Genomic DNA, 19994 nt, shown 5'->3' with positions numbered 1-19994 from the left:
CAACAAGGCGAGCACGGCGGTACGGGCGACCCACCGGCCCTCGGGGATCGTCGTCGTGGTCGACACCGAGCGGCAGTTCAGCCTCAACCGCCGCATCGCCATGCGGCTGTTGCGACAGCGCATCGAGCACGGCGACGAGACGGCGGGGCGCGCCGCGACCAGCGCCCGCCGGCGCATCCACGACGAGCTCGTCCGCGGCGACCCCACCCGTGTCGAACGTCCGGGAATGTCGTAGTGCCCCGATGAATGAGCCTTTTTCGTGCTGAAGCCGCGGCTCGGAGCGGCTGAGCCGGTGGAGGTGAACACCCAGGCCGCCGACGACTTCACCCGTTTTCGAGCAACTTCACATCACCCGCTCCCGAGCTGCCGATCGGGAGGGTGAAAGGCTCGCTGATCGCCGGAATTCTGAGCTCACGTTGGCCAGGGGTGCGTCACGCCACATCGCGACCAGCCCCATCGGCCCGTGACGATCGGGTTCCGTGTCTGTCGGTGGCGGCTGGCAGCATGACGACATGACTGTGCGGCCCATTGACGTCTCCTGGCTCCGCGGCGAATATGCCGAGGAGTGCTACAGCTTCATCTACGTCCGTGCCACGCCTGAACAGGTGGTCGCCCGCCTCGGCGGTCGATGGGAGGACTTCACGCCGGGCCCCTTCCCCGACGACCCGGATCACTACCCAGGTCCCGGGGAGCCTCTCGGCGTCACCTCCATCGGCGATTGGACGTTCGTTTTCGACCCTGACTGGCTCGGCACCTGCGAAGACGTGACCACCAAACTTTCCGAGGGCACCCGCCTCGTCTCCCAAGCCGCACTCGCCATCAAGGGCCTGGACTACTTTTACTGGTGCGAGAACGGCGAGATCCGATTCCGCTTCGGAGTCGATGACGAACATCTGACGGAGGAACCGGACGAACTCGCGGACGTGGTGACGGAGATCGACAGGCTTTACCCGTCGTTTCCCTGTTTCTACGAAGGGCCGGCTTTCCTGCTCGTCGAGCACCTGACCGGGATCAGGGTGACGGAGCAACTGCTGAAGGGCTCCACATTCATGTGGGGCGTCGTCCCGGAACCAACCACGTCGTGACGCCGGCCGCCAGTGAACGTTTTCGTCTTCCCTCGCGCGTTCGAAGGGTGAGGACGGCTTTGACCGGCCGGCCTGCCCGAAGAGGGCGGCAGCGGAGTTTCCACAGGATGCGCCAGGTCGAACCGCGCCGGAGCACATCGAAGCCTCCAGCAATCCAGCGCGGTTCGTCGGCTTTGCCGATGTGGCATGGGACGGCGCCGTCCACGCATTCATCCTCGGCACCCTCGTGACGGGAAGAGCCCGGCGGCACGGTATCCACAGCAGCCCTGCGGCCCGTGCCGCCAGGACGGAATGGACTCGATGATCAAGCCGAATGTGTCCTGTGCCTGCCTCCGTCCGGCCGGGAGACGTTGAAGAGTCATCGCGGTCCTTGGACCGCGGCCAGGACCGCCAGGCACAGGGCCATCGCCGCGGCGAACGCGCCACCACTCGTCAGCGCCGATTCGGCGAGCCCCGCTCCGGTCTGGCTCTTCAGTATGCCTGCGACCAGGGCGATCACCAGGGAGAAGAGCCCCGCGATCGCCAGCCAAAGGGACCGGGTGGCGCTCGGGCCGGCAGGAGGTTGCGTGTCCATGCGGAGTTTCCTTCCTCGGAGATGGGTTCATGCCGGGTCGAGAGTGAGCGCCCCGCTCATGAGGCCCTGGGTCAGCAGGGCGCGGGCGTCCGTGGCGGCCGTGACCAGCTGCCGGTGAAGTGAGATCTGCAGGTCGAGATCGTGGAGCAGGGCGGCGACGCGCCGCTGTACGGGCATCGGGGGCAGCATCACCGGTAGTTCCCCGAACGAGCGGGTGCTGATGGAGCGCGCTCCCGCCGTGGCCGAGCGGTCGTACACCCAGCCGAGCGCTTGCGGCTGCGACAGGAGGCCGAGCAGGTAGAGCGGGTCGAAGGCCTCCGGCCGGTGCGCGCGCAGGCGGAACAGGTTGTGGTGCGGCAGCCAGCCGCGGTGCTCATCGCGCACCAGCGCGGGAGGGACCAGCACGCCGGATCGGATGCAGATGATATCGCCGGGTTGAAGTAGGTAGCGCTCGTACGACGCGGCGAATCCGGCCGAGATCTTCTCCTGGCTGGAAGCGGTGATGTGGCCCTCCCGCAGGTGCTTGGGCCGCACCATGGGGGCGGCGCCGTCCGGCGAGCGTCGCTCGTCGCGCAGACGCGCGTACGAGGGGCCCGCCTGGATCTCACACACCTCCGCCAGTGTCGTACTGGTCCAGCCGTCTGGAATCGCGGAGAACGGGCTCTTGGTCCCTTGGGCGAGCGCCGCCGCGTGCGCGACGACCGCCTGGCCCGCCTCGTTCGCCAGAACCTGCGTCCTGGCCAGCAGTCCGAACGCGCCGGCGGCGGCGTTCAGCCCTTTGGCCGTATCGTTCGGCGACTCGTTGGCGAGATAGTCGGCGGGATTGAGGGAGAAGTCGCGGGCGTGGATGTCTTCAGGCCGAACCGTGACGCCGAGACCGCCGCCCGCCTCGTGCCCGCCGTCCGGCGCCTGACCGTCACGCCACCGCCGGTACGTGGTCACGATGGCGTTCGGGTCGTCCAGCGACAGGGTCCGGTGGTTGCGGGATTTCGCTGCTCGCTCCCGCGCGTCGATGAAGAGCACCGGCGTGCCAGGAGTGCCCGGCCGGCGCAGCAACCACACGGACACGGGCACGTCGGTGGCGGCGAACAGCCGGCCCGGCAGGGCGATCACGCACTCGACCACCCCGGCGTCCACCATGTCGCGGCGGATGTCCCGCTCGGCCTGGTTGACGGACGTCCCAGCGCTCTGCGGCATGATCACGGCTGCCCTGCCGCCGTCTTCAAGTGATTGCAGGACGTGCTGCAACCAGGCGAAGTTGTCGTTCCCCATCGGCGGCGCGCCGTACGGCCAGGTTGTCCGGGCCCTCTGCCCCGTCGTCGAGCCCGTGTTGAACGGCGGGTTCGTGACGATCACGTCCGCCCGGATCGCCGGCCGGTTCCCGCGCACCTCCCACGGAGTGGCCGTGCCGACTTCCAGGATCGCGTCGGCACCGCGCAGGGCCAGGTTCATCGCAGCGTATCGGAGGGTCTCCAGGCGCGGGCTCTCGCCACGCACCTCCGTGTTCCCGCCCGCGGCGTCGGCGGTCGCGACCAGCAGCTCACCCCCGCGGGCGTACGGGTCGTAGATGCGCTTGATCTTGGTGACACCGGAGACGACGAGGTCGGCCATGAGCCTGGTCAGCGCGGGAGGTGTGAAGAACTCGCCGCTGCGCAGCGCGACCTGCTCCTCGTACCTGATGAGGAGCAGGTCGTACGTCTCGCGTCCGAGGCCGGCGGAGAGCTCGACGACCTGCCTGAGTTTCCGGACGGTACGTGGGGTCAGCCGCACCAGGGAGTCCTGCAGCCCCGGGGGCACACCGCGGCGGCGCAGCGCCTCGTCGGCCGCGTGCCCGATGCGCCGGAGCAGTTCTTTGGCCTGCTTCGCGCCGTCGGCGGGCATGGACGGCTCGTGCAACTTCGTCCAGCGCTCCTGCTCGGCCACGCGCAGGAAGTTGAGCGTGAGCAGCAGAGCCAGGTAGTCCGCCATGGCGGCGGAGCCTCTGATCGCATCTGCCGGCGCCAGCAGCTCGTGCAGCCGTCGTGCGTGTCCTTCGCCGGATGAATCCCCTGCCGCGGGGGGCAGCTGGTCATCGGGCAGGCCACGTCGTACCCGGTCGCCGTAAGTGGTGCCGGAGGGTTCGTCACCGATCAATCTGTTGGCCGGGACGCGGCGCGCGTCCAGCCATGTGAGCACGCTCTGGAGCTGGAAGTATTCCGCCTCCCCCGCCGACACGGGCTTGGGGAAGTCGGCGTGCCGTCTCTCCCAGTTCGTGACGGCCGGACGGGCCACCTTGGCCCACTCCGCGATCTCCGTTCGGGTGATCAGCCGGCGGGTGTTACCCGTCTCCGCGCGTATCTCTCGCTGCTGTGCCATGAGCGCGACTGTAGGGGAGACAGCAGGCCCGCACACTCTGAGCACTGCCCGTGCGCAACTATCGGCCAACCGGCGTGCGGCTGCGTGCGCGTCGCCGAGATTGCCGCAACACCCCTGATCTGCAGGAAAATCCGCTGGAAGACATCCAGCCAGGATCATCGATGAGGTGGATTTTCAAAAATAGGGTTAACAAATTGACGGGACGACCTGATTCTACGAGAGCCGTACGTCGACGTCCACGTGGAAGCCGAGGCGGTCGGCGTAGGAGGCCTTGGCCCGGTCGATGTCCTTGACGGGCACCGGGACGAGTTCGAGGAGAAACGTGCCGGGAGGGACGGGCGGTGCGGTGAGGTCGGCCGGGACCTCGGTCTGCGCGGGCCGGGCGTCCGTCATTGCGGCTTGCCTTTCAGGTCGGTCGTCGCGGCTCGCCTTGTAAGGTCGGTCGTCACAGCTCGTCTTTCACGGTCGGGCGTCACAGCTCGCCGGTCAGGGTCGGACGTCACGGGCCGGCGTTCGCGGTCGTCTCGTCGAGCATCTCGGCGAGACGGTCGTACGCCTCGCCCGCACCGCGTTCCATGGGGGTGCGGAGGATGCCGTCGCGGGCCTCGCGTGAGGGGTAGCGCACCGTGATGGTCATCGCGGTCCGGCCGTCTCGCTCGTCGAAGACGGTGGTGACGAGGGCCTCGCCCTCCTCCCAGCCGTCGTGGACCTCGCTCTGGACCAGCCGGCCGGGCGCGTCGACCTCGTGGAACACCCCGCTCTGGCCCAGCTCCGCACCCCCCGGCCCGCGCGACACGAAGCGCCAGGCGCCGCCTGGGCGCAGGTCGATCTCGCAGACGACGAGGTGCCAGCCGCGGGCACCGTGCCATCGCCGGAGCAGCTCGGGGCGGGTGAACGCGTCGAAGACGAGCCGGCGGGGCGCGGCGAACGTCCTGGTGAGCACGAGGTCGGTGTCGGACACCGCCCGCACCGTGAGGCCTTCGGCCCGCTCCTGCCGTGACATCACGAACTCTCCCGGCTCTCCCGGCTCTCCCGTCCGGCGGCGTTCGCTCCGCCGGGTTCGAGCTCGCCGAGGAGGGCGTCCAGCCTCTGGTAGCTCTCCTCCCAGTAGGAGCGGTAGTTCGCCAGCCAGTCCACGGCGTCCTTGAGCCGACCGGCCTCCAGGCGGCAGGGCCTGCGCTGCGCGTCGCGTCCGCGGGAGATCAGTCCGGCGCGCTCCAGCACCCGCAGGTGTTTGGAGATGCCCGGCTGGCTCATCGCGAACGGCGCGGCCAGCTCGGTCACCGTGGCCTCGCCCTCCATCAGCCGGGTCAGGATCGCTCGCCGGGTCGGGTCGGCCAGCGCGGCGAACGTCGCGTCGAGAACGTCGGCAGACACTTTAATTACCTTTCAGTTCTATAACTATTCGGTTTTCTATCGCGCCGGGTCCGGCGCTGTCAAGGACCTCGGGCCCTACCTGCGGTGGCAGGGTTCCACCCCACGTCCCGTCGGCTCGGCTTCCGCCGGTCGTGTCGTCGCTCTTTCGGCCCGGCGTCCCTGCCCTGCCCTCCGCGACGTACCGGCGAATAGTCGGATCGTCCAGCCAGTCCACCGGTTCCACCATTCCTGCGGCCTCCAGCTGGGCTCATAGTTACCTCACCTGAGCGGATACACCCTGGTGAAGTCCAGCCCCCCTTCCTGACCGGAGGCGAAATGCCGCAGCGAAACGGCCCTCACCGCCCAGTCCTGATCGCCGTGCTGGCCATGGCGGCGATACTCCTCAGCCTTCTCGCGACGCCCCCCGCGTTCGCGCTGACGACCCGTGGCGTGAGCTCGCCGAACGGGCAGATCACCTTCACCGTCACCGAGCAGGCGCAGGGAGCGCTGACGTTCGCGGTGACGGCCGGGAGCACCTCGGTCTTCGGGGAGTCGCCCCTGGGCATCGCCACCTCGGCGGTCGACCTGCGGTCCGGTCTCGGCTTCACGGGAGAGTCGCGCAGGTCGATCGACACGACCTACACGTTGCCCGCCGGGACCAAGCCGTCGTACCGCGACCACGCGAACGAGCTGGTGCTGCGGTACGCCAGGTCGGGCCAGACGCTGGAGCTGGTGATCCGGGCCTACGACGACGGCGTCGCCTACCGGTACCGGCTGCCGGGGAGCGGCGCGGTGTCGATCACGGACGAGGCCGGCGGGTGGCGTCTGCCGACGACGACCGGCGGATGGGCCGCCCCCTGGAACGGGAACTACGAGCAGGACTACACCTACCGGAACGCCTCCCAGCTGAACTCCGGTGCGGAACTCACCATGCCGCTGCTGGCGTCGATCGACGACAACGCGTACTTCACGGTGATCACCGAGGCCGAGGTGGTGAACGCGAACGCCTCCTACGTGCCGTCCCTGCTGAAGGGCAGCGGCGCCGGGGACGGGCTGCTGAACCTGAGGCGGACGCCGGACCAGGCGTTCCCGATCTCGGCGACGTACCCGTTCCAGACGCCGTGGCGGGTGGCGATCATCGCGAAGGGCGTCGACCCGCTCTACAACTCGGACCTGGTGCAGCACCTGAACCCGCCGGCGGCGACCCCCGCCTCCTGGGTCCGCCCGGGGCGCGCCGCCTGGTCGTGGTACGCGGACGGGGACAGCGCCGCCGACCTCGACAAGCAGAAGGAGTACGTCGACTTCGCCGAGTCGATGGGCTTCGAGTACGTGACCATGGACTGCTGCTACGACCGTGCGACGGACCTCCCGGCGATCGCGTCCTACGCCGAGCGGCGCGGGGTGGGCATGTTCGCCTGGGTCAACGCCGAGCCGTTCGCCGAGCCGGCCGTCGCGGACGCGCTGATGGCCGAGCACAAGGACTACGGTGTCAAGGGCCTCAAGGTCGACTTCTTCCTGCGGGACTCGCGGGAGGCGATGGGCTGGTACCAGTCGATCGGCAAGGCCGCGGGCGACAACGAGATGATGATCACCTTCCACGGCAACACCAAGCCGGGCGGCGAGAACCGTACCTGGCCGTGGCTGGTGACGACGGAGGCGGTCGCCGGAACCGAGCACTACCTGTACCCGCCGCCCACGACCGCCCGCCAGGACGTCACCTATCCGTTCGTCCGGAACATGCTCGGCGGCATGGACTACACGCCGACGATGATCTCGGAGAACGCGTCGATCCTCACGCAGGGGCACACGCTCGCGCAGGCCGTCGTGTACACCTCCGCGATGGTCAACTACGCGGACTCGGCCGCGGCCTACGAGCAGTGGGACGGCCGTCACCTGATGCGCGCGCTCCCGACGACGTGGGACGAGACGAAGGTCGTCGAGGGGTTCCCCGGAGATCACATCACGGTGGCCCGCCGCTCGGGCGGCGACTGGTTCGTCGGCGCGATGACGTCGCCGGCCAGGACCGCCACGGTCCCGCTGTCGTTCCTCGGCTCGGGCACGTACACCGCGACGATCTTCTCCGACAACGGTTCGGGACGGCTCACCACGTCGACCCAGGCCGTGACGAGCGCGACCACGCTCTCGCTGCCGATGATCGCCACGGGCGGGGTCTCGGTGCACATCTCGAAGACCCCTCTGCCGAAGATCGGGTCCGGTGACACGCGGTACGAGGCGGAGAGCGCGGCCAACACGCGCGGCGGCGCCGCCGGGATCCACCCCTGCAAGGGGTGCTCCGGCGGGCAGAAGGTCGGCGACCTCGGGGCCGGCGGCTCGGTGCGGTTCAACGGCGTGACGGCCGCGACCGCGGGCACGCACAGGCTGACCTTCACCTACACCTCGGGCGACCCGCGTTCGGTGCAGGTGCAGGTCAACGGCGCCACCGTCTCGACGGAGAACGTCAAGGACTCCGGCGGCTGGGAGCACGTGGGCAAGTGGTCGCTCGACGTGCCGCTCAACGCCGGCGCGAACACCGTCACGTTCCTGAATCCCGGCGCCCACGCCCCCGACGTCGACGCGTTGACGATCGCGCGTACCGTCCAGGCCGAGGCGCCGGCGAACATCCGGGAGGGCGGGGCCGCCGTGGACGCGTGCTCGGGATGCGAAGGCGGCGGAAGCGGGGCCGGGGTGTCCGGGCTGGCGGACGGGTCGCTCTCGGTACGCGTCGACGCCGTCTCGGCCGGCGACAAGACGGTACGGATCAATTACGCGTCGGCGACCGCCGGCTCGATCAAGGTGGCGGTGAACGGCGGAGCCGCGATCACCGTGCCGCTGCACGCGACGGGGAGCGACGACACCCCCGCGACGGCGACCGTCGGGCTCCCGTTGAACCCCGGCGTGAACACGATCGTGTTCAAGGAGGCGTCCGGGGCGGCGGTGACCGTCGACTCGGTCGGCACGGTGCTGTGAGCCGGGCGGGGCGGTGATCGCCGGCTCGGCGGTCCGCGCGCCGACGCGAGCCGGGCGGGGCGGTGACCGCCCGCCCGGCGGTGCGGGTCTGACGAGGCGCCGCCCCGCCTACACCGTCGGATCGTCCATCCCCTGCCTGCGAAAGCCCATTTCACGAAGAATCACCCGGCCGATAGCGTCATTGATATGTGGCGGTGGCTCCCCACCGCCCGAGCAGCCTGACGGCATCTGATGGAGAACGTGGTGACCGACGAAGTACGCTCCAGAACCGCGACGAACGCGGGTCCGGTCGACGCCCGGGTCGAGAACGCCGGCACGGGAGTGCGGTTGACCGTCACCTGGCGGGAGGAGGTCGTCCTCGACCGGGTCCCGCTCGGGTTCGTGCTCGACGGCACGGAGCTGGGGACGGCGGACGCGGAGCTCGTGCGCGTCTCGGAGCGTACGGTCCGCGACCGGTTCCGCGCCCGCTCCGGCAAGTCCGCCGGCGAGCACGACTACGAGCACCGCGAGAGCGTGTACGCCTTCCGCGAGGCCGGCGTCGAATGGCAGGTCGTCCTGCGCGTCGCGCGTGACGGCGTCGCGGTCCGCTACGCGCTGCCCGCGCTGGACGGGACCGCCCGCGTCACGGGTGACCGCACCGCCGTCACGCTTCCCGCCGGGTCGCGGAGCTGGGTGCTCGACTACCAGACCTGGTACGAGACGCCTCGTTCCGGGGTCGACAGCGCCGAGCTGGCGAGCGGCGCGTACGGGTTCCCGTTCCTGGCCCGGCTGGACGCGGAGAGGTACGTACTGATCACCGAGTCGGGGATCGACGGCCGGTTCGCGGGCGCGCACGTCGAGGCGGGCGAGCCCGAGGCGGGAGGACTCGAGGGCGGCGGGCGGACGCTGCGGTTCGTCCTCGCCGACGAGAGTGTCGAGGTCACCCGCGGCGTCGTCACGCCGTGGCGGGTCTTCCTCGTCGGGACGTTGTCGGAACTGGTGTCCTCGCTGCTCGTCGACGAGCTGGCGCCCGCGGCCTCTCCCGAGCTGGAGGAGGCGGCGTGGGTCCGGCCGGGGCGGGCCGCCTGGTCGTGGTGGTCGGACTTCTACTCTGGCGCGCAGCTGAACAAGCAGAAGCACTTCGTCGACGTCGCCGCCGACCTTGGCTGGGAACACCTGCTCATCGACTGCGGGTGGGAGGAGACCTGGGTGCCGGAGATCGTCTCCTACGCCGCCGGCCGGGGCGTCCAGGTGCACCTGTGGACGATCTGGCGCGACCTGAACAGCCCGGAGGACCTGCGGAGGCTGGCGCTGTGGCGGTCCTGGGGCGTCGCCGGGATCAAGGTCGACTTCATGGAGTCGGAGTCGAAGGACCGCTACCGCTGGTACGACACGATCCTCGCCGAGACCGCGCGGCTCGGCCTCATGGTGAACTTCCACGGCTCGGTCGTCCCGCGCGGCTGGGCGCGCACGTTCCCGCAGGTGATCGGGTACGAGGCGATCCGCGGCGCCGAGTACTACGTGTTCTTCGAGAACCAGGCGCTCACCGCCGCGCACAACGTCATCCAGCCGTTCACCCGCAACGTCGTGGGCGGCATGGACGCCACGCCGGTCGCGTTCGGCGCCGCGAACCGCACGACCAGCGACGGCCACGAGCTCGGGCTGTCGGTGGCGTTCGAATGCGGGATCACCCACTTCGCCGATCATGTCGACGCCTACGCCGGACGCCCGCTCGCGGCCCGGTTCCTGGCGGAGCAGGCGCCGTACTGGGCGGAGACGGTGCTGCTGGCCGGCGACCCCGACAGCCACGCGGTCATCGCCCGCCGGGCCGGGGACCGGTGGTTCGTGGGCGGCATCGCCACCGGGGAGGCCCGGACGATCCGCGTGCCGCTCGACGCGCTCGGGGTGGGGGCGGACGCCCAGGTGTGGATCGTCGGCGACGCGTCGCCCACGACCGGCGAGGTGCCGGCGACCGGGCTCGTGGAGACGACCACGACCGCCGGTGACGCGATCGACGTCGAGGTCGCCCGCGACGGCGGGTTCGTCGCCATCGTGGCCCCGGCGGGCACCGACGTGTTCCGGGCCGCGCCCCGGCCGCGTCAGGCCGTACCGGCCGTGTACCCGGCCGTCGCCGAGGTCGGCGCGGACGGGACGGCGTCGATCACGACCGACGCCGGGGTCCGGCTGCGCCTTCCCCCCGGGTGGTCGGCCGAGCCTGTCGGCGAGACCGGCTGGGCCGTCCGTCCCGACGCCTCGCTGCGCCCCGGGCGTCTCGGCGTCGTGACGATCGAGCGGGACGGCGAGGGCGAGGGCCAGGTGCCCGTTGTCTCGCACGCGCGTGTCGTGCGCCCCCTGACGCCCGGCGACCACGCCCTCTCGGACCTGCCGATGATCGCTTTCGTCAACGACGACGGGCCCGTCGAGCGGGACCAGTCGAACGGGGCGGGCAACCCCGGCGACGGCCGGCCCATGCGCGTGGCGGGTCAGGGGTTCGAGCGCGGCCTCGGCACGGCGCCGTACTCGGAGGCGCGCTTCCACCTCGGCGGGCGCGTGGAGACGTTCACCGGCGCGGTCGGGGTCGACGACGAGTCGACCGGCGGTGCCAGGGTCGGCGTCCTCGGCGACGGCGTCGAACTGTTCGCCGCCGTCGTCGAGGCGGGCAAGCCCGTCACGGACTTCGGCGTGGAGGTGCGGGGCGTCCAGACCCTCTGCCTGCGCAGCGAGGCGGCCACACCGGACGACGCCGGCGTGCACGTCGACTGGGTCGGCACGACCCTGCACGTCCCGCCCACCAGCAGATGACACCCGGCCGATGACACCGCGCCGATCACGGCGACCGGTGCACAGCATGATCAACAGCGCAACCAGAGGAACACCATGAAAAGCACGTGGATGGCGGCCGTGGCGATGGTCACGGCGACGACACTTCTCACGGCCTGCGGGTCCGGATCCGGGTCGGGGTCGGGGTCGGGTGCCGCGCCGGGTGAGAAGGTCACCCTCACCTACGCCAACTGGAGCGAGGACCAGACTCCCGCGATGGAGCAGATCGCCGCGGAGTTCCAGAAGGCGAACCCGAACATCACCGTCAAGGTCCAGACGCTGCCGTGGACCGAGTACTGGTCGACGCTCCAGGTCGGCGCCGCGGGCGGCACCGCGCCCGACGCGTTCTGGATGCTCGCCGACCACTTCCGCGAGTACGCGAAGGGCGGCCAGCTGCTCGACCTGTCGGAGACGGTCAAGACCGCCGGGATCGACACGGGCGTCTACCCCAAGGCCGTCACCGACTCCTACACCTACGAGGGCAAGCTGTTCGCGCTGCCGAAGGACTTCGACACCAACGGCATCTGGTACAACAAGGCGCTCTTCGACGCCGCCAAGGTCGCCTACCCGGACGACACCTGGGGCTGGCAGGACGTGCAGGACGCCGCCGAGAAGCTGACCGACAAGGCCAAGGGCGTGTGGGGCATCGCGGCGCCGATCGACCCGCAGGGCGGCTACTACAACACGATCCTGCAGGCCGGCGGATCGATCATCAACAGTGAGGGCACCGCGTCCGGCTTCGCGAGCCCGGAGAGCGTCGCCGGCCTGAAGTTCTGGACCGACCTGCAGGCGGCCGGCTCGTCGCCGACGCTGCAGCAGCTGTCGGACACCGAGGCCGTCTCGATGTTCGAGAACCAGAAGGTCGCCATGTACTTCTCCGGCGCGTACTGGGCCTTCCGCTTCCACAAGAACGCCGACCTGAAGGGCAAGGTCGACGTCGCGCCGCTGCCGCAGGGCGTCAAGCGCGCCACCGTCACCAGCGGCATCGGCAACGCCGGGTACGCGGGCAGCAAGCACCCGGAGGAGCTGAAGAAGTTCCTCGCCTTCCTCGGCGGGACCAAGGCCGCCGAGATCCAGGCCGCCACCGGGACGGTGCTCCCCGCGTACAAGGGGACGCAGCAGCCGTGGCTCGACGCGATGCCCGAGTTCAAGCTGAAGGTGTTCATCGACGCCATCGAGTACAGCGTCCCCCTCCCGGTCGCCGGCAACGCGTCGGAGTGGCAGGGACTCGCCGCGGAGTATCTGGCTCCCGCGTGGGACGGCAAGAAGCCCGTGCAGGAGGCGGCCAAGGAGTACCAGGCCGCCGTCGACGAGGTGCTCGCGAAGCAATGACGTCCGTGACGACGAAGCCCGCGAGGGCGACGGAGCCTGTACGGCGGCCGGCCGGCCGCCGTACAGGCGTCGGTCAGCCCGGCGGCTGGTGGGCGGCCGCGTTCGTCGCCCCGGCGGTGATCGGCCTGGCCGCCCTCTACCTGTGGCCGTTCCTGTCCACCATGATCAAGAGCTTCCAGGACGTGCCGGCGTTCGGGCCCGCCACCTTCGTGGGGCTGGACAACTACGCGAACCTCCTCGGCGACGAGGACTTCTGGAAGGCGTTCGGCAACTCCGCCCTCTACACCGCGATCATCCTGCTCGGCATCCCCCTCGCCATCGTGCTGGCGGCGCTGATCGAGCAGGTCGGCCGGGGGCGCGCGGTCTACCGGGTGCTCTTCTTCCTGCCCGTGGTCACCCTGCCGGTCGCGATCGGCATGGTCTGGCGGTTCATCTACAACGGCGACTTCGGGCTGCTGAACTCGGTGCTGTCGTGGTTCGGCGTCTCCGGCCAGTTCTGGGTGGCCGATCCGCGGTTCACGATCTACGCGTTCGGCGTGGCCGGCATCTGGATGGGCCTCGGCATCAACCTGATCATCCTGGGCGCCGGGCTGCAGGCCATCCCGAAGGAGCTCTACGAGGCCTCCGCCCTGGACGGCGCGGGCCGCGTACGGCAGTTCCGGCACATCACCGTGCCGCTGCTCAGCCCGAGCATCTTCTTCGTCACGATCCTCAACGTGATCGCCGCCCTGCAGATGTTCGACCTGATCTTCGTCATGTTGCGCGGGGTGAACAACACCGCCCTCGCCGACTCCAAGACGATCGTCTACCTCTTCTACGAGAAGGCGTTCGTCCAGTTCGACCAGGGTTACGGAGCCGCGATCGCGATCGTGCTGCTCATGGTGATCATGATCGCCACGGCCCTGCAGTTCCGCCTCCAGAAATCGTGGGTGTTCTATGGCTGAGACCATCGCCGCTGAGACCACCGCCGCCAGGAGTCCCGGGCCGCGCCCCCGGCGGCGCGGGAAGGCGGGCACCACCTGGCCGATCCACGTCGTCCTCGTCATCGCGGCCGTGATCATGGTGGTGCCGTTCGTCTGGCAGATCCTCACCCTGTTCAAGTCGACCGCCGAGGCGACCAGGATCCCGCCGACGATCCTCCCGGAGAGCTTCGGCCTGGACGCGTTCGCGACGTTCTTCACGACCGTGCCGTTCTGGTCGATGTTCGCGGTCTCGGTCGGCTCACTGGTCCTGCGGGTCGCCGGCCAGCTCGCGGTCGCGGCGCTCGCCGGGTACGCCTTCGCCCGCATCCCCTTCCGCGGCCGCAACCTGCTGTTCGGCCTGTTCATCGCGATGCTGATGGTGCCGAGCCAGCTGTTCCTGATCGGCCAGTACGAGCTGATCCGCGGCATGCGGCTGCTGGACACCCTGCCGGCGCTCGCCATTCCCGGCCTGTTCTCGGCGTTCGGCACCTTCCTGATGCGCCAGGCCTTCCTCACCATGCCGAAGGACTACGAGGAGGCGGCGCGGCTCGACGGCGCCAACACCTTCCAGGTGTTCTGGCACGTCATGCTCCCGATGGCCAGGCCGATGCTCGCCGCGCTCGCCGTGCTGACCGGCCTCTACTCGTGGAACGACCTCCTGTGGCCGCTCATCGTCTCGCCCTCGGGGGAGAACCGGCCGCTGCCGGTCGGGCTGGCGGGGCTGCAGGGACAGTTCGGTACGGACTACCCGACCCTCATGGCGGGGGCGTTCGTGTGCTCCGTCCCGCTCGTGATCGTCTTCCTGCTCCTGCAGCGGCAGTTCTTCGCGGGCATCGCGAGCAGCGGCCTCAAGGGATGACGGAAAAGATGGGTAAAGATCATAAAGTGAACGACACCACGAACGACGTACCGGTACACCTGCGCGCGGGAGGCACCAGCCTCGTCGTCGCCGTCGACGGTGGCCGGCTCCCGCGCGTCCTGCACTGGGGGGCGGACCTCGGCCCGCTGGGAGACGGCGCCCTGGCGGACCTGCACCGGGCCGCGCTCCCGGCCATCGGCGACAGCGCGGTCACCTACCCGCAGCCCGTACCGGTGCTCCCCCAGCTGGCGGAGGGCTGGCTCGGGCGCCCGGGGCTCGTCGGTGACAGCGACGGCCGCCGCTGGGCGCCGAAGTTCCGGAACGCGACGCACCACCTCGACGGCGCGGCCGACGGCGGCCCGGTGCTGCGCGGCACGGCGCACGACCCGGAGTACGGGCTGACCGCCGACATCGAGATCCAGGTGCTCGCCGCCGGCGGCCTCGTACGGCAGCGGGCCCGGATCACCAACGACGCCGAGACGCCGTACCGCGTCGGCGGCCTGGAGATGGCCCTCCCCGTGCCGCCGGACGCGTCGGAGGTCCTCGACCTGACCGGCCGCTGGGCGCTCGAACGCGTGCCGCAGCGGCGCCCGTTCCACGTCGGGGAGTGGGTCCGGGCCTCGCGGGGCGGCAAGCCGGGGCTCGAACACACGCTGCTGCTCGTCGCCGGTGAGGAGGGGTTCGGGTTCCGGCACGGGACGGTGTGGGCGACCCATCTCGCCTGGAGCGGCAACCAGGTGCTCGCCGCCGAGCGGACACCGGCGGGCACCAGGCACCTGGCGGCGGGAGAGGCGCTGCTCGCGGACGAGGTGGTGCTCGGGCGGGGCGACTCGTACCAGAGCCCGTGGCAGTACGGCTCGTGGGGAGTGGGGCTGGACGACCTCGCCTCGCGGTTCCACCGGTACCTGCGGTCGCGCCCCGAGCACCCTCGCTCGCCCCGGCCCGTCGTGCTGAACACCTGGGAGGCCGTCTACTTCCAGCACGACCTCGCGACCCTTGCCGCGCTCGCCGAGCGCGGCGCGGAGATCGGCGCCGAGCGGTTCGTGCTGGACGACGGCTGGTTCCTCGGCCGCCGGGACGACACCACCTCGCTGGGCGACTGGACGGTCGACCCGGCCGTCTGGCCGGACGGCCTCGAACCGCTCGTCGCCCGCGTGCGCGAGGCCGGCATGGACTTCGGGCTCTGGTTCGAGCCGGAGATGGTGAACCTCGACTCCGACCTGGCCCGCGAACACCCGGAATGGATCTTCGACGCGGGGCACGGCCCCGGGCTGCCCTCCCGCCACCAGCACGTCCTCGACCTCGGCCATCCCGGCGCGTACGCCCATCTCCTGGAGCGGATGAGCGCCCTGATCGGTTCGCTCGGCATCGCGTACGTCAAGTGGGACCACAACCGGTACCTGCTCGACGCCGGGCACGGCCCCGACGGCCGGCCGGGGGTGCGCAGGCAGGTCCGGCAGGCGTACCGGCTGATGGCCGATCTCAAGGCCGCCCACCCGGGGCTGGAGATCGAGTCGTGCGCCAGCGGCGGCGGCCGCGTCGACCTCGGCGTGCTGGAGTACGCCGACCGGGTCTGGCCGAGCGACTGCAACGACCCGCACGAGCGGCTGGAGATCCAGCGCTGGACCGGGCTGCTGGTGCCCCCGGAGATGCAGGGCACGCACATCGGAGCCGAGGAGACGCACACGACCCACCGCACGCATCCGCTCGGCTACCGCGCGGAGAAGGCGCTGTGGGGGCACCTCGGCGTCGAGGTCGACCTGCTCACCGTGGACGACGAGACCCGCGCCGCGCTCGCGAGGTGGATCGCGTTCCACAAGGAGCACCGGGCGCTGCTGCACTCGGGTGACGTCGTGCACGCCGACCTCGCCGACGCCGCGTTGCGCCTCCAGGGTGTCGTGGCGGGCGACCGGAGCGAGGCGCTCTACGCGTTCAGCGTCGTCGAGCGCCCGTCGACCTGGCCGCCGGGGCGCGTCCGGCTGCCCGGGCTCGACGACGAGCTGACCTACACCGTCGAGGCCGTTCACCCGGGCACCCCGCCCGCGCCCGGCACCGTGCTCCCGCCGTGGCAGCACGACGGTGTGACGCTGCCCGGACGGGTGCTGCGGCTCGTCGGCGTCGAGGCGCCGTCGCTGGACGTCGACCGCTCGGTGCTGATCCGCGTCGTGAGCCGGGCGGCGACGCCGTGACCCGGGCGGCGGTCGCCTCGCCTCCCGGGCCCGTGGCGGCGTCGTGCCCCGGGCCGCCCTGCCGGGCTCGCGGGCCGCGGGAGAGCGCCCCGGGCTCAGCCCTTGGCGCGGTTGCGGTATTCGGTGGGGCTGGCCTCGTGCATCCGCTTGAAGTGGCGGGAGAAGTAGAACGGGTCGGGATAGCCGACCTCGCGGGCGATGGTGGCGACGGTCGCGTCCGTCGTGTCGAGCAGCTGGCGCGCCTGCGCCATCCGCAGCGCCGTGTGGTGCGCGAGCACCCCGCCTCCGGTCGCGTGGCGGAACATCGCGCTCAGGTGGGAGGGGGAGACGCCGACCAGTGACGCCAGGTCGGCGACCCGGACCGTGCTGTCCAGCCGCTCGGCGAGGTAGGCCATCGCCCGCTGCAGGGGGTCGCCGGGTGCCGGCATGGCGCGGTCGACGACGATCTGCGTGAGGAGCTTCCACGCCGCGCCGGCCGCTCCCATCCGGCTCGCCGGCGAGTGGTCGCGTTCGAGGATGGTGACGATCTCGTCCAGCAGCGCAACCGCCCGGTCGAGGCGCCGGATGGGGATCACCGGTCTGGACACGCTCGCGCCGATCTCCTCGACGAGCTCGGCCAGGTCGCTGCCACGGAGATGGCACCACCAGATCGTCCAGGGATTGTCGGCGGACGCGCCGTAGGAGTGCGGGGCGCCGCGCGGGATCACCAGGGCCGCGTTCGACCCGACGCGGTGCTGGGCGCCGCCGACGCTCGCCCATCCGGTGCCGGCCGTGCACAGGATGAGAATGGTCTCCTCGGTGCCGTTCGGCCTTGTCATCAGGTGGTCCGCCGCCTTGGGATAGTAACCGCAGTCGGTGACCATGAGGCGCCTGGTCACCGGCCGGGCGTGCGCCTCGGCGACGACGCGGCGCGGCACGACGGTGAGCCGCTGGTTGAGGAACCCCTCCTGGATCGGCACGGGAGCAGTATGGCACACGCCGTCGGATTGTCCAGGTAGTGCCGCGTAATGAACATTCCTCGCGGCCGGTCGCCGCGTGTTGACTGGTCCGCGAGGAACGACGGCGTGACCGGTCCGTGAGGAACGACGGGTCGCGTTCTCGGCCGATCGTGGAGACCGTCCAGCCGGGCGGGCTCCTCACCATCTGGGGGATGTAGATCATGGGACGGGGATTGCTGTCCGGCAAGGTGGCCGTGGTGACCGGCACTGCCTCCGGCATCGGCGCCGCGGTGGTGGACCGCTTCCTGGCCGAGGACGCGCGCGTGATCGCGGTCGACCTGGCCGGGCAGGGCCCCGACCGGCCCGGAGTGCTGGCGATCACCGGCGACGTGGCCGACGCCCGTACCTGGCGGCGGATCGCGGACGTGGCGCGGGCCGAGTTCGGGCGGCTCGACGTGCTGCACAGCAACGCCAGCGTGGTGACGCGGGCCCCCGCCCACGAACTGGCCGAGGCCGACTGGGATCGGCAGATCGCGGTCAACCTCACCGCGACGTACCTGGCGGTCCACGCGTGCGTCGGGCTCTTGCGGGCGAACCGGGGCACCATCGTGCTCAGCTCCTCCGTGCACGCCCTGGCGGGCCTGCCCGCGCACCCCGCCTACGCCGCGGCCAAGGGCGGCCTGGTGTCGCTCGGCCGCCAGCTGGCCGTGGAGTACGGCCCCGAGGTGCGGGTCAACACCGTGCTCCCCGGGCCGATCCTCACCCCCGCCTGGGACGGCATCGGCGAGGAGGACCGCCGCCGCAGCGTGGCCGGCACCGCCGCCGCGCGCTTCGGCAGGCCCGAGGAGGTGGCGGCCGCGGTGACCTTCCTCGCCTGCGAGGAGAGCTCGTACGTCACCGGGGCGTGCCTGGTCGTGGACGGCGGCTGGAGCGCGGTGAAGGACTCCGCGTGACCGGCCGGAACCGAGCGGGAGATCAGGACGGCCGGGAAGAGGTTCGCCGGATGGTGACGGTCCCGGTTCCGCTGCGCCCTCTCTTCGACCTCGAGCGCGGTGGCAGGTGGACGTCGCTGGCCGGCGGCGGCCGCGAGTGGCTGTGGTCGCGCCCCGACCCCGCCCGGGAGAGCGTGGTCCCCGGCATGGACTTCGTCGACGCGGGCGGCCTGGAGGAGTGCCTTCCCACGGTGCGCGGCCTGCCCGACCACGGCGACGCGTGGAGCCGCCCCTGGAGCGGGTCGGCGGGCGAGGGCTTCGTACGAGGTGACGGCTTCGAGCTGCGGCGCGGGGTCACCGAGGAGGCCGGGGCGGTGGTCGCCGAGTACCGCCTGTCGGCCGACCCGGGGTACGCGTTCGTCTGGGCCGCCCACGCCCTGCTCGACCTCGGCGACGACGCCCGGCTCGTCGCTCCGGCGGAGACCCCCACCAGGGTCTTTCCCGAGGCCGCGGAGATGCTCGCCCGTCCCTGGCCCTCCGGCGCCCCCTACCTGGAGGGCCGCTGGCCCGACCCGCTGGGCCTGCCGCTCGGCCGGTTCGGCCCGTGCGACGGCACCGCGGCCGGAGCCGTGCTCCGGTGTGCGGCCGTCCGGGTGGTGGACGGCCCCGACATCCTCCACCTGCGGGTGGAGGCGCCCGAGGGGGTGCCGGTGTCCACCGCGCTGTGGCGCAACCTCGGCGGATTCCCCGCCCGCGCGCCGTACCGCAGCATCGGCGTGGAGCCGATGCTCGGCGCGGTCTTCGACCTGGCCGAGGCGGGGCCGGGAGACGCCGCGGTGGTCCCGCCCTCCGGGGAGCTGACGTGGCGGCTGGTACTGGCGGCGGAACGGATGAGCGACGGCTGAACGCCCTTCGCGGGCACTCTCAGGTCCGGAGACGGGGCCTGCCATCGCCGTTCGCCCGGCCGGCATGATCAGCCGGGATGTCCATTCTGCCTGCCGGTCTTCAGCAAACGCTGCATCTGGGATATCTCGGCATGCTGGGTGTCCCTCACCTCGCGGGCGAACGCCGCGACCTCCTCGTGTCGCGCGAGCCCGTGCCTGAGCAGGTGCTGGGACAGCATCACCGCCGCCTTGTGGTGCGAGATCATGTCTTTCAGGAACGCCTTGTCCAGTGAGTCACCCGACAGGTTCGACAGATCGCGCATCATCGGCTGGTAGTCGACCGCCGTGTCGCGCCCTGGGTACCACTTGGCCAGCCACGCCTTCATCCTGGCGATGTCGGCGGTCTGCGTGGCCACGATCGTCGCGCCCAGCCGGCGTATTTCCGGGGTGCCGGAGCGCCGAAGCTGCTTCGCGGCGGTGACGCCCTCCTGATCGTGGGGCACCATCCGCGCCAGATAGTCGAACTCGCCGGTCGCGGCCATATTGTTCGTCCCGCGCCCGTCCGAGTTCCCCGGAGGGCGGGACTGCTGGGCCGGCGAAAGGCGGTCTTCGATCACGGCCGCCACGGTGACCCCCGCCAACGCCACGATCATCAGGATCAATACGAACAAGATCTTTGTCGTCGCCGGCCGCATCTTCCCTCCCTTCCGGCAAAGGTTCGCTTATCCCCACATATCAGGATGTATCTGTCACCTCAGTAGA

General features: G+C 70.9%; 17 protein-coding genes. 10 read left to right on the top strand and 7 right to left on the bottom strand.

Translation table 11 applies throughout. The annotated features are described in order from the left end of the window. Together ACVCAG_RS28260 and ACVCAG_RS28255 are read left to right on the top strand one after the other, a co-directional pair. A partial coding sequence (locus tag ACVCAG_RS28260; protein WP_440086076.1) for a peptide chain release factor-like protein occupies positions 1-235 on the top strand: 235 nt, incomplete at its 5' end. A gap of 277 nt (positions 236-512) precedes the next feature. Further along, on the top strand, positions 513-1085 hold the full coding sequence (locus tag ACVCAG_RS28255; protein WP_447190569.1) for a DUF6461 domain-containing protein: 573 nt from the start codon (positions 513-515) through the stop codon (positions 1083-1085). Between the two features lie 358 nt (positions 1086-1443). Here ACVCAG_RS28255 and ACVCAG_RS28250 read toward each other — a convergent pair whose 3' ends face one another. The 5 genes from ACVCAG_RS28250 to ACVCAG_RS28230 form a co-directional block, all read right to left on the bottom strand. Beyond that, complete coding sequence (locus ACVCAG_RS28250) at positions 1444-1659, bottom strand: hypothetical protein (RefSeq protein ID WP_440086078.1); 216 nt, start codon at positions 1657-1659, stop codon at positions 1444-1446. Positions 1660-1686: 27 nt separating this feature from the next. After that, positions 1687-4014 (bottom strand): N-6 DNA methylase, encoded by a 2328-nt coding sequence (locus ACVCAG_RS28245; protein WP_440086080.1) that lies wholly within the window; start codon positions 4012-4014, stop codon positions 1687-1689. Positions 4015-4227: 213 nt separating this feature from the next. Beyond that, complete coding sequence (locus ACVCAG_RS28240) at positions 4228-4407, bottom strand: hypothetical protein (protein WP_440086081.1); 180 nt, start codon at positions 4405-4407, stop codon at positions 4228-4230. Between the two features lie 106 nt (positions 4408-4513). Continuing rightward, positions 4514-5017 (bottom strand): SRPBCC family protein, encoded by a 504-nt coding sequence (locus ACVCAG_RS28235; RefSeq protein WP_440086280.1) that lies wholly within the window; start codon positions 5015-5017, stop codon positions 4514-4516. After that, the gene (locus ACVCAG_RS28230) at positions 5017-5391 is read right to left on the bottom strand and encodes a metalloregulator ArsR/SmtB family transcription factor (RefSeq protein ID WP_440086082.1); all 375 of its coding nucleotides are present in this window, start codon (positions 5389-5391) and stop codon (positions 5017-5019) included. The genes ACVCAG_RS28235 and ACVCAG_RS28230 overlap by 1 nt, the downstream gene beginning before the upstream one ends. Positions 5392-5706: 315 nt before the next feature. On the opposite strand from ACVCAG_RS28230, the gene ACVCAG_RS28225 reads away from it, so the two are divergent. From ACVCAG_RS28225 to ACVCAG_RS28200, 6 genes are all read left to right on the top strand, one after another. After that, a complete protein-coding gene (locus ACVCAG_RS28225) occupies positions 5707-8337 on the top strand; it encodes a glycoside hydrolase family 97 catalytic domain-containing protein (protein WP_440086083.1) in 2631 nt (876 codons plus the stop codon). Positions 8338-8580: 243 nt separating this feature from the next. Next, positions 8581-11118: a glycoside hydrolase family 97 catalytic domain-containing protein gene (locus tag ACVCAG_RS28220; protein WP_440086084.1), complete on the top strand. Its 2538-nt coding sequence runs from the start codon at positions 8581-8583 to the stop codon at positions 11116-11118. 75 nt (positions 11119-11193) lie between these two features. Continuing rightward, positions 11194-12468 (top strand): extracellular solute-binding protein, encoded by a 1275-nt coding sequence (locus tag ACVCAG_RS28215; RefSeq protein ID WP_440086085.1) that lies wholly within the window; start codon positions 11194-11196, stop codon positions 12466-12468. Next, positions 12465-13412: a carbohydrate ABC transporter permease gene (locus ACVCAG_RS28210; RefSeq protein ID WP_447190568.1), complete on the top strand. Its 948-nt coding sequence runs from the start codon at positions 12465-12467 to the stop codon at positions 13410-13412. The genes ACVCAG_RS28215 and ACVCAG_RS28210 overlap by 4 nt, the downstream gene beginning before the upstream one ends. Continuing rightward, a complete protein-coding gene (locus tag ACVCAG_RS28205) occupies positions 13405-14289 on the top strand; it encodes an ABC transporter permease subunit (protein WP_440086087.1) in 885 nt (294 codons plus the stop codon). Before ACVCAG_RS28210 ends, ACVCAG_RS28205 begins: the two co-directional genes overlap by 8 nt. A gap of 26 nt (positions 14290-14315) precedes the next feature. Continuing rightward, entirely contained in the window at positions 14316-16478 is a 2163-nt protein-coding gene (locus ACVCAG_RS28200; protein WP_440086089.1) for an alpha-galactosidase, read from the top strand. Positions 16479-16573: 95 nt separating this feature from the next. On the opposite strand, the gene ACVCAG_RS28195 is transcribed toward ACVCAG_RS28200, so the two are convergent. Continuing rightward, positions 16574-17437, bottom strand: coding sequence for a helix-turn-helix domain-containing protein (locus ACVCAG_RS28195; RefSeq protein ID WP_440086090.1), 864 nt, complete (start codon positions 17435-17437; stop codon positions 16574-16576). Positions 17438-17637: 200 nt separating this feature from the next. Here ACVCAG_RS28195 and ACVCAG_RS28190 point away from each other — a divergent pair, with 200 nt between their 5' ends. Continuing rightward, positions 17638-18369 carry an SDR family oxidoreductase gene (locus tag ACVCAG_RS28190; RefSeq protein WP_440086091.1) on the top strand — a complete coding sequence of 244 codons (732 nt, stop codon included), beginning with the start codon at positions 17638-17640 and terminating at the stop codon, positions 18367-18369. 50 nt (positions 18370-18419) lie between these two features. Then, a complete protein-coding gene (locus ACVCAG_RS28185; protein ID WP_440086092.1) occupies positions 18420-19253 on the top strand; it encodes a hypothetical protein in 834 nt (277 codons plus the stop codon). A gap of 68 nt (positions 19254-19321) precedes the next feature. Here ACVCAG_RS28185 and ACVCAG_RS28180 read toward each other — a convergent pair whose 3' ends face one another. After that, on the bottom strand, positions 19322-19927 hold the full coding sequence (locus ACVCAG_RS28180; RefSeq protein WP_440086093.1) for a DUF305 domain-containing protein: 606 nt from the start codon (positions 19925-19927) through the stop codon (positions 19322-19324). Positions 19928-19994 lie beyond the last annotated feature (67 nt).

This window comes from Streptosporangium sp. G12 (assembly GCF_052983175.1).
This window is presented reverse-complemented; position numbering and strand designations above follow the sequence as displayed.